Source organism: Candidatus Omnitrophota bacterium (assembly GCA_041653595.1).
Taxonomy (GTDB): Bacteria; Omnitrophota; Gorgyraeia; order Pluralincolimonadales; family Pluralincolimonadaceae; genus Pluralincolimonas.
On the sequence record JBAZFB010000013.1, the window covers coordinates 27,387 to 42,626 of the forward strand.

13 protein-coding genes are annotated in these 15,240 nt (G+C 53.5%); all 13 read right to left on the reverse strand.

Going from position 1 to position 15,240, the window contains the following annotated elements:
- Positions 1 to 82, reverse strand: an 82-nt coding sequence (locus WC317_05970; protein MFA5339672.1) for an NAD-dependent epimerase/dehydratase family protein, incomplete at its 3' end; no start/stop codon positions are given.
- Positions 70 to 822 (reverse strand): sugar phosphate nucleotidyltransferase, encoded by a 753-nt coding sequence (locus tag WC317_05975; protein MFA5339673.1) that lies wholly within the window; start codon positions 820 to 822, stop codon positions 70 to 72. The genes WC317_05975 and WC317_05970, both read right to left, overlap by 13 nt.
- Positions 822 to 1,268 carry a dTDP-4-dehydrorhamnose 3,5-epimerase family protein gene (locus tag WC317_05980; protein ID MFA5339674.1) on the reverse strand — a complete coding sequence of 149 codons (447 nt, stop codon included), beginning with the start codon at positions 1,266 to 1,268 and terminating at the stop codon, positions 822 to 824. The genes WC317_05975 and WC317_05980 overlap by 1 nt, the downstream gene beginning before the upstream one ends.
- Positions 1,268 to 2,569 carry a UDP-glucose/GDP-mannose dehydrogenase family protein gene (locus WC317_05985; protein MFA5339675.1) on the reverse strand — a complete coding sequence of 434 codons (1,302 nt, stop codon included), beginning with the start codon at positions 2,567 to 2,569 and terminating at the stop codon, positions 1,268 to 1,270. The genes WC317_05980 and WC317_05985 overlap by 1 nt, the downstream gene beginning before the upstream one ends.
- A 14-nt stretch (positions 2,570 to 2,583) precedes the next feature.
- Entirely contained in the window at positions 2,584 to 4,842 is a 2,259-nt protein-coding gene (locus WC317_05990; GenBank protein ID MFA5339676.1) for an OstA-like protein, read from the reverse strand.
- Positions 4,843 to 4,854: 12 nt separating this feature from the next.
- Positions 4,855 to 5,835, reverse strand: a complete 981-nt coding sequence (locus tag WC317_05995; protein ID MFA5339677.1) for an ROK family glucokinase — start codon at positions 5,833 to 5,835, stop codon at positions 4,855 to 4,857.
- Between the two features lie 61 nt (positions 5,836 to 5,896).
- Entirely contained in the window at positions 5,897 to 7,342 is a 1,446-nt protein-coding gene (locus WC317_06000) for a sensor domain-containing diguanylate cyclase (GenBank protein ID MFA5339678.1), read from the reverse strand.
- A complete protein-coding gene (locus WC317_06005) occupies positions 7,330 to 8,826 on the reverse strand; it encodes a sensor domain-containing diguanylate cyclase (protein MFA5339679.1) in 1,497 nt (498 codons plus the stop codon). The genes WC317_06000 and WC317_06005 overlap by 13 nt, the downstream gene beginning before the upstream one ends.
- A gap of 1 nt (position 8,827) precedes the next feature.
- Positions 8,828 to 9,931, reverse strand: a complete 1,104-nt coding sequence (gene ugpC / locus WC317_06010; GenBank protein MFA5339680.1) for a sn-glycerol-3-phosphate ABC transporter ATP-binding protein UgpC — start codon at positions 9,929 to 9,931, stop codon at positions 8,828 to 8,830.
- A gap of 54 nt (positions 9,932 to 9,985) precedes the next feature.
- Positions 9,986 to 10,822, reverse strand: a complete 837-nt coding sequence (gene accD, locus WC317_06015) for an acetyl-CoA carboxylase, carboxyltransferase subunit beta (protein ID MFA5339681.1) — start codon at positions 10,820 to 10,822, stop codon at positions 9,986 to 9,988.
- A 3-nt stretch (positions 10,823 to 10,825) separates the two neighbouring features.
- Positions 10,826 to 12,112, reverse strand: coding sequence for a DUF1015 domain-containing protein (locus WC317_06020; GenBank protein ID MFA5339682.1), 1,287 nt, complete (start codon positions 12,110 to 12,112; stop codon positions 10,826 to 10,828).
- Between the two features lie 22 nt (positions 12,113 to 12,134).
- On the reverse strand, positions 12,135 to 13,298 hold the full coding sequence (dnaJ, locus tag WC317_06025; GenBank protein MFA5339683.1) for a molecular chaperone DnaJ: 1,164 nt from the start codon (positions 13,296 to 13,298) through the stop codon (positions 12,135 to 12,137).
- 4 nt (positions 13,299 to 13,302) lie between these two features.
- The coding region (dnaK, locus tag WC317_06030) for a molecular chaperone DnaK (GenBank protein MFA5339684.1) at positions 13,303 to 15,240 on the reverse strand (1,938 nt) is incomplete at its 5' end.

Sequence of the window (15,240 nt, forward strand, 5' to 3'; positions counted from 1 at the left end):
CGCAGCTCATATTCTTGTAGAGGACGTACCTTATGAAATTAGAGCCGATGAAACCGGCGCCGCCGGTAACTAGTATTCGCATATCTTCCTCACCCCCTTGCACAATTCCTTCTCGACCAGGCTGCCGGCACGGAACAGCGACTCGAAGGTCCCGCAGTCTGTCCACCACCCGTCGAGGACGTCAAAGGTCATTTTCCCGAACTTTATATACTCGTTATTTACGTCGGTTATCTCGAGCTCGCCCCTCTTCGAAGGTTTAAGCGGCCTTATGATATCGAAGACCTTCGGGTCGTACATATATATTCCGGTCACGGCGAGGTCGGATTTCGGTTTTTTCGGCTTCTCTTCGATATTTATTATCTTCTTTCCCTTGATCTCGGCCACGCCGAAGCGCCCCGGGTCCTGCACCTTCTTCAAGAGAACCTTCGCCCCGGACGGCTGCCTCCTGAAATCCTGCACGTATTTTTTGATGCTCTTTTCGATGAGGTTGTCCCCCAGGATCACGACGATCTTATCGCCGTGGGCGAAGTGTTCAGCGAGGCCAAGCGCTTCCGCGATACCGCCTTCGCCGCGCTGGTACGTATAATTTATGTGCTTCAGGCCGAATTCCGAGCCGTTCCCCAGAAGCCTCAGGAAATCGCCGGCGTTATTGCCGCCGGTCACTATGAGGATGTCTTCTATTCCCGCGTCGACAAGCGTCCGGATCGGATAATATATCATGGGCTTGCAGTAGACAGGCAAAAGGTGCTTGTTGGTTATGCGAGTCAAAGGGTCGAGCCTCTTCCCTAAGCCCCCGGCCAGTATTACTCCTCTAAGGGCCATCATTTCCTCCAATCGTAAGGTATATCGTTATCGAACGCGTCCAGCCTGTATTCGTCTGGTTCTTTCGGATTGTAAGCCATCGTAGGTATATTGATGATCATGGATTCGCCGCCGGAAACGCTTTTGAAACCGTGGTATACGCCTTTGGGTATCTTGACGAGGAACGGGTCCTCGAGTGACAGGATAAATTCGTTCACCTCGCCTTTGGTCTTAGATCCCTCCCTGGCGTCGTAAAGGCCGAGCCTTATCTTTCCCGCGACGCATACGAAATGATCGTCCTGTTTCTTATGGTAATGCCACGCCTTCACCGCTCCGGGCAGCGCGGTCGTGAAATACGCCTGCCCGAACTTTTCGAAGACCTCGTCATCGCAGCGCATGATCTCCATGAGCTTTCCGCGGTCATCGGGGATTATCTTCAGCTTCTTTATCTTTACTCCGTCTATCATCAGGATGCCCTCCCTATGCAAGTATACCTGAAACCGAGCTCCTTCATTTTTTTGGGATCGTATATATTCCTGCCGTCCACGATGACGGGCTGTTTTAACAGCTTCTTCATCTTCTTGAGGTCGAGTTCCATGAACTCGTTCCATTCCGTCACTATCACGGCGCAATCGGCGCCTTTCACCGCGTCATAAGGCCCCTTGCAGAACTTTATTTTTTCAAGTTCAGGCAGGCGCTTCGCCTTATCCATGGACTGAGGGTCATAGGCCCTTATCACGGCTCCCTCGCTTATGAGTTTCTCGATTATCTTGACGGAAGGGGCGAACCTCATGTCGTCGGTATTGGGCTTGAACGCCAGCCCGAGGACCGCTATCGTCTTGCCCTTGATATTCCATAACGCCTTCTCTATTTTACCGATAAGGAGCAGCATTTGTTTTTCGTTAACTTTTTTTACGGCTTTGAGAAGCTCAAAATCGTACCCTAACTTCTCGGATATATGGATAAAAGCCTCTATGTCTTTCGGGAAACAAAAACCGCCGAAGCCTATGCCCGCGTTCAGGAAGGCCTTGCCTATCCTCTTATCGAAGCCCATCCCCCTGGAAACCTCTTCGATGTCCGCGCCCGCTTTTTCGCATACGTTCGCGACGGCGTTGATGAAGGATATCTTAGTCGCCAAAAACGAGTTCGACGCGTGCTTTATTATCTCAGCGCTGTTGATGTTGGTCACGATGATCTCTGCGCCGAGCGGCTTATACAATTCGAGGAGCATCTCCCTGGCCTTCTTGCTCTCGACCCCTATGACTATCCTGTCGGGATGCATGAAATCCTCTATGGCTGACCCTTCCCTTAAAAATTCCGGGTTAGAAGCCACGTCGAACTTGACGCCCTTGCGCGCGTTAGCTTCAAGTATCCTTTTTATCCACTTCCCGGTCTCTACCGGCGTAGTCGACTTCTCCACGACGAGATGGTAGGATGTCATGTAGCGCGCGATATCCTCGGCGACGGCCTCGACATGCGTAAGGTCGGCTTCCCCGTTCTCTTTTGGCGGGGTCCCGACCGCGATGAAAATGATCCCGCTCTTTCCTACCGCGTCCTTAAGGTTCGTAGAGAACTCTATCCTCTTCTCTTTGCGGTTCCTCTTTAGGAGGTCCTCGAGGCCTGGTTCATAGATAGGCACCATGCCGCGGTTAAGTTTCGATATCTTGTCCTTGTCTATATCGATGCATATGACGTCGTTTCCCAGGTCGGCAAGGCACGCGGCCGTCACCAGACCGACATATCCCGCCCCTATCACGGTTATTCTCATATCCTCACCTGTTGTTAACCCGGAGGTAAAGTGGAGCCGAACCTCGGCGGGTTGTAATTCTGTTGGAATTCAAAGGGCATCTCGGGGAAGGCCTTGAGCCGCAGCGCGAACATGAAAGTATACCCGTGGTCCTCCGATATATTGCATATAATATCCCCTATCCAGCAATGCAGGTCGCGGCTGATCCTGTATTCCTGCTCGGCCACTTTGTTGATGAACTTCTTGGCGGCATCGGCCCCTGAGCCGAACCTCTTGAAATCGATGCGCTCGTAAGCGGTGATCTTCCATTTCTCGGTAAGGTTGAACATCAACTGCCCTTCCAACTGGCTGTAGACCTCATCCTGCCACCTGTATCCGGCGCCCCAGCTCCATTTCTTCCGGGTAATGTCCGTGTATACCGTACCCCTGAGGTCCGGGTTGTCGAGGTTATATTCCGGGTCCCCGACGATGTTGAAGGTAAACGACTTGAATTTTGAGGAATGCTGGTCATACGAGGTAGTAGAAAGGATCCTCATCCAGTTATACGGCTTGGATTCAAACAAGAAGTCGTAATTCCCGACGCGGCCTTTTCTCTTGTCCCCGGACCTGAAATTGTAATCCGTGCTAACTATCAGTCTCGCGAGATCGACCGTCTGCATCGTCTTGCCCACCATTCTCTTCGTCTGGAGCTTATTCTCCAGGGACGGCGTTATGACATTCCTGAAATCAAGGGCATCTACCGGATCGAACTGGGCCAGGTTGCCCGGACGGAACGTGGGCCTGTGTGCATAATAGTAACTGACCGTAGGGGAGAAGACGTGCCTTAGGTTGTTTATCTCCATATTAAACGCGTTCGATTTGACGTCAAAAGTCTTATAGAAGCGCGTATTGAGGTCGATCCCCGTAAAAAAATTACCGCGGATAAAATTGCTATTATCCCCCTGCATGTCCCTGCTGTAATACGTCTGTTCAGTGCCCGCGAAAGGCCTTATGCCGAGCCAACCCAAAATATTTGACTGGTATGAAAGCTGGTTAGTGGTATCTACCCTGTTTACGCTGGCAACGCCGTTGACCGGCGCGGGCTCCAGTTTATTGATGTTGGCGGCCGCAGCCTGGCCGTCGTAATAAAAATTCGTCTGGCCGATCTTCAGGCTGCGGGTCTGGAACTGCACCTGAGGCAGGTATTCGACCACGGAATCGAAACGGTTTACGCGCGGCTGCACGAAAAGGCTCGTGGTGTAATACGGGTCGGTCCTTATGAGCGAGGCATAGTTGTTGTTGACCATGTCCCTCTGGAAATCCCTAAGGTAATAATCCTTCATGACGTTGGCGTCGGACAGCTTGTTGTATTCCACGATCCCGCTGGTAGCCGCATCCGGCTGCCATTTATGCCTCAGCTGCGCCCTATAGCGGTTGAGGTCCTTATCCTGCTCATCGGCGGCGCGCGTGCTCCAGGTCCGCTGGCTGCGTTCGTCAAAATAATTGAACCTAACGACGCCGCTCCCGAAGTCATCGGTATCGTAATTGGTCGAGAAACCGTAGGCAAAATCCCTTAGTTCCCTGTAATCTATGTTTATCCGGCCCTTCACCTTTTCGTTGAGGTAGTATTTCCAGGAAGTGAGAAGATAATATCCCCAGTCATTATCATGGCCCGCCATAACCGAGACCGGGGAACGGAAGTCCTTTAACGGTATGCTCAGGTAAGGGAAATAAAATACCGGCACATCTCCCACAAGGACCAGGATATTATTCGCGGTTACCCTATCGTTAAGATAGACGTTCAATTGCTTGGTCTGGACCCTGTAATGCGGCTTCTCCTTGTCGCAGGTAGTGACGAAACCCTGTCTGATGTAATAATGGTTCTCGTCCTGTTTCTCGGCTTTTTGTCCGGCGCCGTAATAAGTGGGCTCTATAAAAACGCGGGGGCTGACTATCGTCCCGACCTTCGTCTCGACGTTATATACCATCTGTTCGCCTTTTAGGAAGCTCCCTCCCTGCGCCAGTTTTACATCTCCCTCGGCCAGGACCTCCTTTGTATCTGTATGAAAAATGGCTTTTTTGCAGGTCAGCTTCGCGTCCTGGTAGGTGATGACGACATTGCCGTTCGCGACCGCGGTCATGTCCGTTTCGGAATATTCTACCGTGTCGCCGTTTATCACGACCGGCTCTTTGGTGTTCTTGTCGACATTGACAGTGGGAAACTTCGGCTCCACCCCGCCTAAACCGGAAGCCAGCCCGGGCAAGATGAAAGTTATTATTACGGCAAAAGCAATTATTGAAAACTTACGGCTCAATTGTCTCTCCGGTTATTTGCGGCGGCCCCGGGTCCCGGGATAGAAGAAAAGCGCCGCGGCTCCGATAATGCCGGCGTCATTTCCGAGTTTCGCCTTGAGGATCTTGACGGCTTTTCCCGGAACAGGCATAGCCCTCTTGTCCACCGTCTTCCTGATGGACTTGAACAACGGGTCTCCCGCGTCCGCCACCCCGCCTCCGATTATTATCCGGTCGGGATTCAGCAGGTTAACGATACCTGCCAGCGTTACGCCTATTCTTTCGCCCACCGTATTCCAAAAATCTATCGAAAGCCTGTCGCCCTTGAGCGCGGCCTTACTTATGACCTCCGGCGTCAAGGCCGAAAGATCGTTACTTAAGAGTTTCTTTATGATCGTAGGGTTTCCGCGGCGTATCTTGCTTTTCAGTTCGTCGACGATATACCTGTTGCCGACGTAGCGCTCCAGGCATCCGTAGCCACCGCACCCGCACGGCAACCCTTCTTCCTTGAGCGGCATATGGCCCACTTCCCCGGCGGAATAAGCGGAACCCCGGTAAAGCCTGCCGTCAATTATTATCCCGCCGCCGACGCCCGTACCCAAAGTGATACAAACGAGGTTCTCCGCCCCCCTGCCGGCGCCGAACCTGTATTCGCCGAGCGCCATCAGGTTGACGTCATTATCGACGAGTACGGGAACTTTTAACTTGGCCTCGAGCATCCTCTTGAGCGGCGTATTCTTCCAGCCCGGCACATTTGTGAGGTTATAGACCCGCCCGCGCTTAAAATCCACGATCCCGGGGACGCCTATTCCCACTCCGGATATATTTTTCGGGGAAAGCCGGGCCCTTTCCAGCACCGACCTGACCTCGGCGACAATGGCGGATACCAGGCCTGCCCTTGTGCCGTATGCGATTGTGGACAATTTTGCCCTGTGGGAAACCCTTCCCTTAGTATCTACCAGGGCCAGCTTGGTATAGGTGCCTCCGAGGTCTATTCCGACAGCGAATTTAGTCATTAAGTAGATAATCTTAACTCAAAAACGGCCATTTTTCAATATAATTCAGCCTAAACCCCGCCTAAGGCCATAATAAGGCCTTATTCCTGCCCGCTTCTTTCGCCTTGTAAAGGGCCTGGTCAGCCCGGTCTATGAGCGTCGCCACGTCCTCGCCGGTCTCCGGGAAAGTCGCCACGCCTATGCTTATCGTCATCGATATCGTCTCGTCATAAGCCCTGAATTTATGCTTCTCCACGGACATCCTTATCCTGTCGGCGACGTTGAGCGCAGAATTCTTGTCGGTATCAGGCAGCGCTATCACGAACTCCTCACCGCCGTACCTTCCGATGAGGTCGACCTGCCTCACGTATTCCTTCATTATCCTGGATATCTCCTTGAGGACGATATCCCCTACGAGGTGCCCGTAAGTATCGTTGCACTGCTTGAAATGGTCAAGGTCTATCATGAGGAGCGAAAGCTTGAGATTGTGCCTCTTGGAGCGCGCCACCTCTTCGTTCAGCCTCTCTATAAAATGCCGTCTCACATATATCCCGGTCAGGCCGTCGGTTATCGCGAGCTCCTGGACCTTCTCGTACAGGTTTGCCTTCTTGAGCTCCAGCGCAAGCTGTTTTGCGAGGATAGAGAAACTCTCGGCATGTTCCTCATCGATGCCCCGTATCGCGAGGATACCTAACGGCTCCCCTTCCGAAAGCAGCGGCAGCGCGATAAAGGACCTGCCCGCGTCGCCGAGGTAAGGGGCAAAAGGATGTCCCTTGTCTATGGGCGCTTTGAGCGATATTATCTCCTTGCCGGCGGAAACCGTTTCCGCAAGGAGATGGTCGAATTTGTCGGGCGGCCCGCTGCGGATCTCGCCCGAAGAGAGCTTTCCGGTAGATGGATTATGTATCTCGTAAGTCGCCCGGGCAGTAGATCTCTTGTGGGATTCTTCAAGCAATATGACCCTCGCGGTAACGAATCTGGAGATCTTGCTGATCGCCTCCCTGAATATCCTGAGCATATCGCCCGTATCCAGGGACGCGCTCATCTTCTTGGTAACCTCATAAAGATCGAGGATATCGTGGACCTGGTTCTGCAGCGAGGCATTCAGGTCCTTCAGTGACTTAAGCTCCGCGGTGAACTCATCAAACGATTTTTTCCCGTCGGAAAGCGATGAATTCTTTGAGGCGAAATATCCGGCGTATTTATTATTAAAATAAGAGGGGATGAGCGGGACGGTATTCAAGAACACTATCGAGGCGAAATAGGGCAGCTCGAATCCCCTGTTGAATAACATCAAGACTAAAGTGAATGCGGTGACGCAGCCGGTTATCATATATGATACGGCCAACCCGAACTCAAAAGCCGCGGCTATTACCGCTATAATGGAGAAGTTAAGCGTGAAGATATATATGTGCGCCGGCCTGCCGATGCAGTAAAGCGGCGGTATGAGAGCCAGTATGAAGAATACGGGCAGGACCCCTCTTTTGGAAAGGCCCCATCTTTTCGGGGAGATATTCAGGCGAGGCATACTTTGTTGCCTCCGTTCTTTTTGGCCTCATAAAGGGCCGCGTCAGCAGACCTGATGATCTCATCCCTCGATACCGCGTCTTCGGGCACCCCGGCGCAGCCGATCGAGACCGTGACATGAGTCTCGACCTGCCTCAGGATGAACTTCTCGCCTTCTATCTTCTTCCGTACCTCCTCGCCGAGCCTCTGCGCCGCGGCCTTGTCCTTTCCGAAGAGGACGATGACGAATTCCTCTCCGCCGTACCTGGCCGCGATATCGCCGGGCTCCAGGGAACCCTTGAGCAGACCTCCGATCGACTTAAGGACTATATCCCCTGCGATATGGCCGTATTTGTCGTTATAGCCCTTGAACCCGTCTATATCGAACATAAGCAGCGAGAGCGGTTGTTTTATCCGGACCGCTTTTACGATATCCTCCGCCAGCCTCTCCTTGAAATATCTCTGGCAGTAGAGCCCGGTCAACCCGTCGCTTATCGCGAGCTCTTCTATGCGGTGGTAGAGTTTCGAGTTTTCCAGCGCGATAGCCGCAAGGTCGGAGATGATAGTGAGCAGCCTCAGGTCGTCGGATATGTAAGCCTCGGCCTCCCTGCTTTCGACCCTCAGGATGCCGATGACCTTCTTCTCGGAAATAAGCGGGGCGGCTATCAGGGACTTGAAACCCCTCCTGAACTCGACGGGTATCAGGTCAAGGTTGAACCTGAAATCCTTATCCGCGTCCGATACCATGAGCGGCTGCCTCTGCTTCAAGACCCAGATATCGAAGATATCGCCCTTTTTCGATTTAACGGATACCGCCCCTTCCTTGCCCCTGGCCGCTTTAAGGGCCAGCTCGCGGGCTTCCTCATCGACCAAAAAGAGGATGCAGGCGTCCGCCTTCTCGACCAGATCGCAAACGTTGTCTATGACTATGTTAACCACCGAATCGAGGGATAATGTCGAGCTGAGCTTGCTTGTCAGTTCCTTGAGTGTAGCGTACCTTACGACTTTTTCCTTTAGGGCATCGTTCGCCCCTTTCATATAGGCATATTCGGCCTCGATCGCGTTCTTCTCCTCCTCAAGGGTATCGATCTGCCTGTCTATGGAAAGGGCATGCGTGACCATACTGTTCTTAAAGATGGTAACAAATAGGCCGACGGCGAAAAAAATTAATATCTGCATGTTCATATTGGGAGTGTGGATGTTATTTCCGGAGGAGATCCCGGCTGCGGCGGTCGCATCAACAACGGTGGTTATGTTGGTATTGGTGACGAGCGATACGAAAAGCGTGAGTACCGAGGAGAGCGCTATGAATATCCAGAGGCCCCATTCGCCGAAAGCGACCCATGCCAGAAGGATGATGACATTAAGGAGTATGATAAGGGAGCTGATCAGCCCGTAGACCCAATATTGGACCGGGAACCGGTGGCAGGCTGAGATTATCAAAGAGGAAACGAGTAGAAAACCTGCTATCGCAAGTATTCCTGAAACCAGCTTTTCCTTTTTCAAGCTAGACTATCGCTTTCTCAGTGTCCTTATCGAAGAAATGGATCTTGCCCATGTCGAAGACGAGGTCGATGTCGTGGTTGACCTCGGGCTTGTCGTGTCCTCCGACGCGCGCAATGAAAGCCTGCTTGGGGGTCGCCATGTGGAGATAGACCTCGGAACCCATCGGCTCTACGACGTCCACCCTGGCCGTAACGGTGTTTTCGGGAGGAGCTTCCTGGACAAAGAGTTTATCGTAAATATCTTCCGGCCTTATGCCGAATACGATTTCTTTGCCCTGGTACGGCCCTATCCTGGCTATCATATCGTCGACGATTTTAACCTTGAACGTCCCCTCGTCGAAGTAAAATTTCCCGTCGTCTTTTATGATCTTCCCGTTGAGGAAATTCATCGGAGGGCTGCCTATGAAACCGGCGACGAATTTATTTACGGGTTTATCATATAAGGATATGGGATCTGCTACTTGATGTACTATCCCGTCTTTCATGACGACGATGCGGTTGCCCATCGTCATGGCCTCGACCTGGTCGTGGGTGACATATATCATCGTCGATTGCAGCCTGGTATGCAATTTGTTTATCTCGGTCCTCATCTGCACGCGCATCTTCGCGTCGAGGTTGCTTAAAGGCTCGTCAAACAAAAAGACGAGAGGTTTTCTTACTATCGCCCGTCCTACCGCGACCCTCTGCCGCTCGCCGCCGGAAAGCTCCTTCGGCCTCCTGTTCAGGTACCTGGCTATGCCGAGCATCTGCGCCGCTTCTTTTACGCGCGTGTCGATCTCGGCCCTGGAATATTTACGCAGACGCAGGCCGAACGCCATATTATCATAAACGGTCATATGCGGATACAAGGCGTAGTTCTGGAAGACCATCGCGATATCGCGGTCTTTGGCCGGGACGTCGTTTACCAGCTTATCCCCTATATATATCTCGCCCTCGGATATCTCTTCGAGGCCCGCTATCATCCTCAAAGTAGTGGATTTGCCGCAGCCGGAAGGGCCTACGAAGACGACGAATTCCTTATTCTCGATGCCGAGGGTCACATCAGAGACCGCTTTTGTGTTCCCGGAATAGATCTTCGAGACATGTCTAAGACTTACCTGAGCCATTTGAACCTCCTTGAGGTAGATTTAAGTCAATGATACTACACAAGTTAACTACTGTCAAGTTAAGTAATCTATGACCTGGGCTATGCCGGATTTCAGGTTTTTCCTGTGGATTATCATGTCCAAAAGGCCGTGTTCCAGGAGGAATTCCGAACGCTGGAAACCGGGCGGCAGTTTCTGCCTTATCGTCTGTTCTATTACGCGCGGGCCGGTAAAGCCTATCAGCGCCTTGGGCTCGGCCATTATTATATCGCCCAGCGACGCGAAGCTCGCCATGACGCCGGCCATCGTGGGGTTGGTCAGGACAGAAATATACGGGACGCCTGCCTCGTGAAGCTTCGCTATAGCGGCAGACGTTTTTGCCATCTGCATAAGGGAGAAGAGGCCTTCATACATCCGCGCGCCCCCGCCCGAACCGGAGACGATAACAAGGGGCAACCTCAGGTTTGTGGCCAGTTCAGTCGCCCTGGCTATCTTCTCTCCCACTACCGAACCCATCGAACCCATTATGAAACGCGAATCCGTGACGACGAATATTACCCTTTTGCCCTCTATCATGCCCCTGCCGCTGATGCAGGCCTCGGAAAGGCCGGTATCGGCCGCGTCCTGCTTCAATTTTTCCTCGTACGTCCTCGGCCCCTTGAACTGGAGCGGGTCCATAGACCTTAAACCGGCGTCGCGTTCCTCGAAACTGCCGGCGTCCAGGAGCATCACTATCCTCTCCTGCGCGGTAAGGACGAAATGGTAGCTGCACCTGGGACATACCTTCATGTTCTCCTCAAGGGCCTTGTTGTAGATTATCTCGCCGCATTCCTCGCACTTGGTCCAGAGGCCTTCGGGTATGTCCTTTTTTTTGGCGACTTTTACTATTGTGTATTTCGATCTTCCGAACATATTTTAGGTTATCTTGTTTATTACCAGACCCGACGGGGGTTTGGGATAGAAGTACGTGGTCTTGTGGGGCATCCTCTCCTGCCGCTTTACTATATTTTTTATCTCATCGAGCGCGGGAGGGCTCAGGAAGAACGCCGCCCTGCCTTTGCCCTGGGCCGCCCATTCCAACGCGGCCCTTGGGTCGCGCGTGAACGATATCCTTCTCTCGGCCTCTTTCCCCCTTATGCCCAATGCCTTATCAAAGACGAGGCGATGCAATACCACGACGTCCAGGTTCTTCCAATAATCGGAGTTCCCGGATTTGATCAGGCCTCCTGCGTCCCTGCGCTTAAGCGACAGGCAGAGATAATCCCTGCCGCCCAGGTAGACACCTATGGTATGCTTCCTGTCCGCCTTCATCATGGCGAACATCTTCTCTTTGCTGTCCAGGTGTATTATATCAAAAAACTTTTTGATTTTAGCGATATTTTTTCGGAACGAACCGGCAGGGAGCCCCTCGACCATGCGGTGGGTCGGGAGGATCGTAAGCCCTGAGGGGTCTGAGGTCGCGAAATACATCATCACATAATCCAGAGCGGCGGGGCCGGCTGCCTTGCCGTGACTGCGCATGTAGTCCCTGTATTCGAGGGAGACTTCGTAGCGGTGGTGGCCGTCGGCTATAAGCGCGCGTTTGCTCTTCACCGACCTTTGCAGCTTTCTTATCGCCGCCGCTTCGGACATAAGCCAGATCCTGTTCCTCGTCCCCTCGAACCTGACATCTACCGCGGGCCTGTTCTTTTTTATGAAATCCCTCAGGATGTTCATCACCTTCTTATTCTCGTCGATCACTATGGAGAATATCGGGCTGAGGTTCGCGCCGGTCTCCTTCATGAGGTTGAGCCTGTCGAGTTTCGGGCCCCTGAAAGTCCGCTCATGCGGCAGGAATCCCTTCGTGCGGTCTTCTTCCAGCCTCGCCAGGGAGATAAAACCGAGGCGGTGTCTTTTCCTTCCGCCATCCGCATATTCCTGGTCGTAGATATAGACCGATTTCCGCAGATCCCTGACCAGGATGCCTTTATCTATCCACTCCTCCAGGAAGCCCCCTGCTCTCGTGTATCTGTTATTTCTATTATTGTCCTTAGGAAAGGTCTTGCCCAGGTCGAGCCTGATGAAGTTGTGAGGATGGTTTTTATAATACGACGCCTGCTGCTTCTTGTTTATGACGTCATAAGGCGGAGTAATGACCTTGGAGAGAATTCCCACGGTTTTAGGATCGTACCTGTAGCCTCTGAAGGGTTTTATTATTGTCATTTTCAGGAGATTATATCACAAATCACCTGAAAAAACTCTTTAATTTTCTTATGAATGAGGCGGAATTAGGGAATGTGCTTTCGCCGGAGGTGCGGCCGAATTCCTGGAGTATACGCTTCTGGGAGTCGCTGGTCACGGTCGGAGTCTCGACGATGACGCGGACATGCTCGTCGCCGCGGACGCCTGTATGGATGTCTTTTATGCCTTTATCCCTTAACCTGAATATCTTGCCGCTCTGCGTGCCGGCCGGGACTTTCATCCGGACTTTGCCGTCGAGCGTCGGGACCTCGACCTCTGTCCCGAGCGCCGCATCGACCATGGTTATGGGGACTTCGCAGAGTACATCGCTGCCGTGGCGTTCGAAGATCTCGTGGGGCCTGACATAGATGAGGACATAGAGGTCGCCGCGCTGTCCGCCGCGCTGTCCCACTTCGCCTTCGCCGGCGACTCGCAGCCTCATTCCGTTCTCGATGCCGGCCGGGACCTTCACGGTTATCTTCCTGTCGACGACTACCCTGCCGGCGCCCCTGCATTTAGGACAGGGCTTTGTTATGATGGACCCTTCTCCGCCGCACTTATCGCATGCCCGCGAGAAGATCATGAACCCCTGTGACGATTGCACCTGCCCCGCGCCGCCGCATTTCGAACAAGTCGTCCTCGACGAACCGGGAGCCGTGCCCTCTCCCCTGCAGCCCGGGCATACCTCGTGCCGCGGTATCACAAAATTTTTTGCGGCGCCGGATGCGGCCTCGTTAAAGTTTATCTCCATGTCGAACTGGAGGTCAGATCCGCGTCGCCTGCCGGCTGCGCCCCCGCGCCTGCCGCCGCCTCCGAATATCCCTCCTCCGAATATCCCTCCGAGCAGGTCTTCGAGGTCGACGCCGCCCATGCCCAGGTCTTCAAATACGCTGGAGAAATCCGCGCCGCGGAAGATATCTTCGGAAGTATAGCGGGAATCTATGCCGGAATGGCCGAACTGGTCGTACTGCGCGCGTTTCTGCGTATCAGACAGGACGGCATATGCCTCGGAGAGCTCCTTGAACTTCTCTTCCGCCGCTTTTTTGTCGGAAGGGTTCCTGTCCGGATGATATTTGAGCGCCAACCTGCGGTAGGCGCTCTTTATCTCATCGGCCGAGGCGCTCTTCTGAACGCCCAGTATCTCGTAGTAATCCCTTTTTTCCGCCAATTATTTATTTTTTCTTTTTCTTGTCGTCTTCATTCTCGGCGCGGAAATCGGCGTCGATGATGTCGTCCTTCTTGCCCGGACCGCCTTCCGGGCCTGTCTCAGGTCCGCCGGTAGGGCCGCCCTGCGGCTCTTCCGGTCCGGCCTGCGGGCCTTCTTGGCCCCCGCTGGGGCCGCCCGGCTGGCCTTTCTGCTGGCTCGACTTGTAGATCTCTTCGGCGAGCTTATATGAGGCCTGTTGCAGGCTCTCCATCGATTTCTTGATTCGCTCGACGTTCTTATCCTTTATCGCCTGCTTCAGGTCGTTTAAGCCCGTCTCGATGTTCGCCCTGTCCTGCTGGCTCACTTTATCGCCGTAATCCTTGAGCGATTTCTCGGTACTATAGACGAGATTATCGGCCTGGTTGACGACCTCGACCTCTTCTTTTTTCTTCGTATCTTCGGAAGCGAACTTCTCGGCTTCCTTGACCATCCTGTCGATATCTTCTTTCGAGAGTTTCTTCGGGGCAGTGATCTTTATCGACTGTTCCTTCCCGGTCCCTACATCTTTCGCGTTGACGTGCACGATGCCGTTGGCGTCGATATCGAACGTTACCTCGATCTTCGGCATGCCTCTCGGGGCCGGCGGGATGCCGACCAGGTCGAAGCGGCCCAGTTCAACGTTATCGTTGGCCATCGGGCGCTCGCCCTGCAATACGCGTATCGTGACGGCGGGCTGGTTATCCGCGGCCGTAGAGAATGTCTGGCTCTGCCTCGTGGGTATCGTGGTGTTCCTCTCGATCAATTTCGTGAATACGCCGCCCAAAGTCTCGATCCCGAGCGAAAGCGGGGTGACATCGAGAAGCTGTATGTCTTTTATGTCGCCTTTCAACGCGGCGGCCTGTATAGCGGCGCCCAAAGCGACGCATTCCATAGGGTCGACCCCGCGCTCTATCTTTTTGCCGACATAATCTTCCACGAATTTCTGGATTATAGGCATCCTCGTCGGCCCGCCGACCAGTATGACCCTGTCGACCTGCGACATCGAAAGTTTGGCGTCCTTGACCGCGTTCTCCATCGGGGCGCGGCACCTGTTAACTATCGGGGATATCAGGTCCTCGAGCTTCGCGCGGGTTATCGTGTGGGTGAAATGCTTCGGACCTGACGCGTCAGCTGTGATGAACGGCAGGTTGATGTCGGTCTGCACGGTGCTCGAAAGCTCTACCTTGGCTTTCTCCGCGGCCTCGCGCAGCCTCTGTATCGCCATCTTGTCGTTCTTTAAGTCGATGCCTGTCTCGCGCTTGAAAGTATTTACCAGATGATCGATGAGCACGTTGTCCATGTCCGTGCCGCCCAACTGTGTGTCGCCGTTCGTGGCCAATACCTCGAAACCGCTCGCTTTCTGCTCCTTGTCATACCACATCTCCATAATGGTGACATCGAGCGTGCCGCCGCCGAGGTCGAAGACCATGACTTTCATCTCTTTCTCGGCCTTGTCGATGCCGTACGCCAGGCACGCGGCCGTCGGCTCGTTTATAATGCGCAGGACTTTAAGGCCCGCGATCTCGCCCGCGTCCTTCGTCGCCTGGCGCTGGTTATCGTTGAAATACGCGGGGCACGTGATGACCGCCTCGTTGACGCTGTCGCCCAGGTATGCCTCGGCATCCTGCTTTATCTTCTGCAGGATGAAAGCCGATATCTGCTGCGGTGTATATTCTTTTCCGTATACGTTGAATTTAAAATCGGTGCCCATCTTCCTCTTGGCGGCCTGTATCGTCCCTTCCGGGTTTATCGCGGCCTGCCTGCGCGCCGGTTCTCCTACGAGGCGCTGGCCATCCTTAGTGAAAGCCACATACGACGGAAAAGCTTTTCCGCTCGCCACGCCCGCGCCTTCGGCCGACGGGATTATCGCCGGACGGTCGCCTTCCATCACCGCTGCGGCGCAGTTCGATGTACCTAAGTCTAT

Excerpts from the sequence above, each read along its gene's own strand:
- WC317_05980 (MFA5339674.1), bottom strand. The coding sequence starts at position 1,268 with ATGATAGACGGAGTAAAGATAAAGAAGCTGAAGATAATCCCCGATGAC.
- WC317_05995 (MFA5339677.1), bottom strand. The coding sequence starts at position 5,835 with ATGACTAAATTCGCTGTCGGAATAGACCTCGGAGGCACCTATACCAAG.
- WC317_06020 (MFA5339682.1), bottom strand. The coding sequence starts at position 12,112 with ATGACAATAATAAAACCCTTCAGAGGCTACAGGTACGATCCTAAAACC.
- ugpC (MFA5339680.1), bottom strand. The coding sequence starts at position 9,931 with ATGGCTCAGGTAAGTCTTAGACATGTCTCGAAGATCTATTCCGGGAAC.
- WC317_05985 (MFA5339675.1), bottom strand. The coding sequence starts at position 2,569 with ATGAGAATAACCGTGATAGGGGCGGGATATGTCGGTCTGGTGACGGCC.
- accD (MFA5339681.1), bottom strand. The coding sequence starts at position 10,822 with ATGTTCGGAAGATCGAAATACACAATAGTAAAAGTCGCCAAAAAAAAG.
- WC317_06000 (MFA5339678.1), bottom strand. The coding sequence starts at position 7,342 with ATGCCTCGCCTGAATATCTCCCCGAAAAGATGGGGCCTTTCCAAAAGA.
- WC317_05975 (MFA5339673.1), bottom strand. The coding sequence starts at position 822 with ATGGCCCTTAGAGGAGTAATACTGGCCGGGGGCTTAGGGAAGAGGCTC.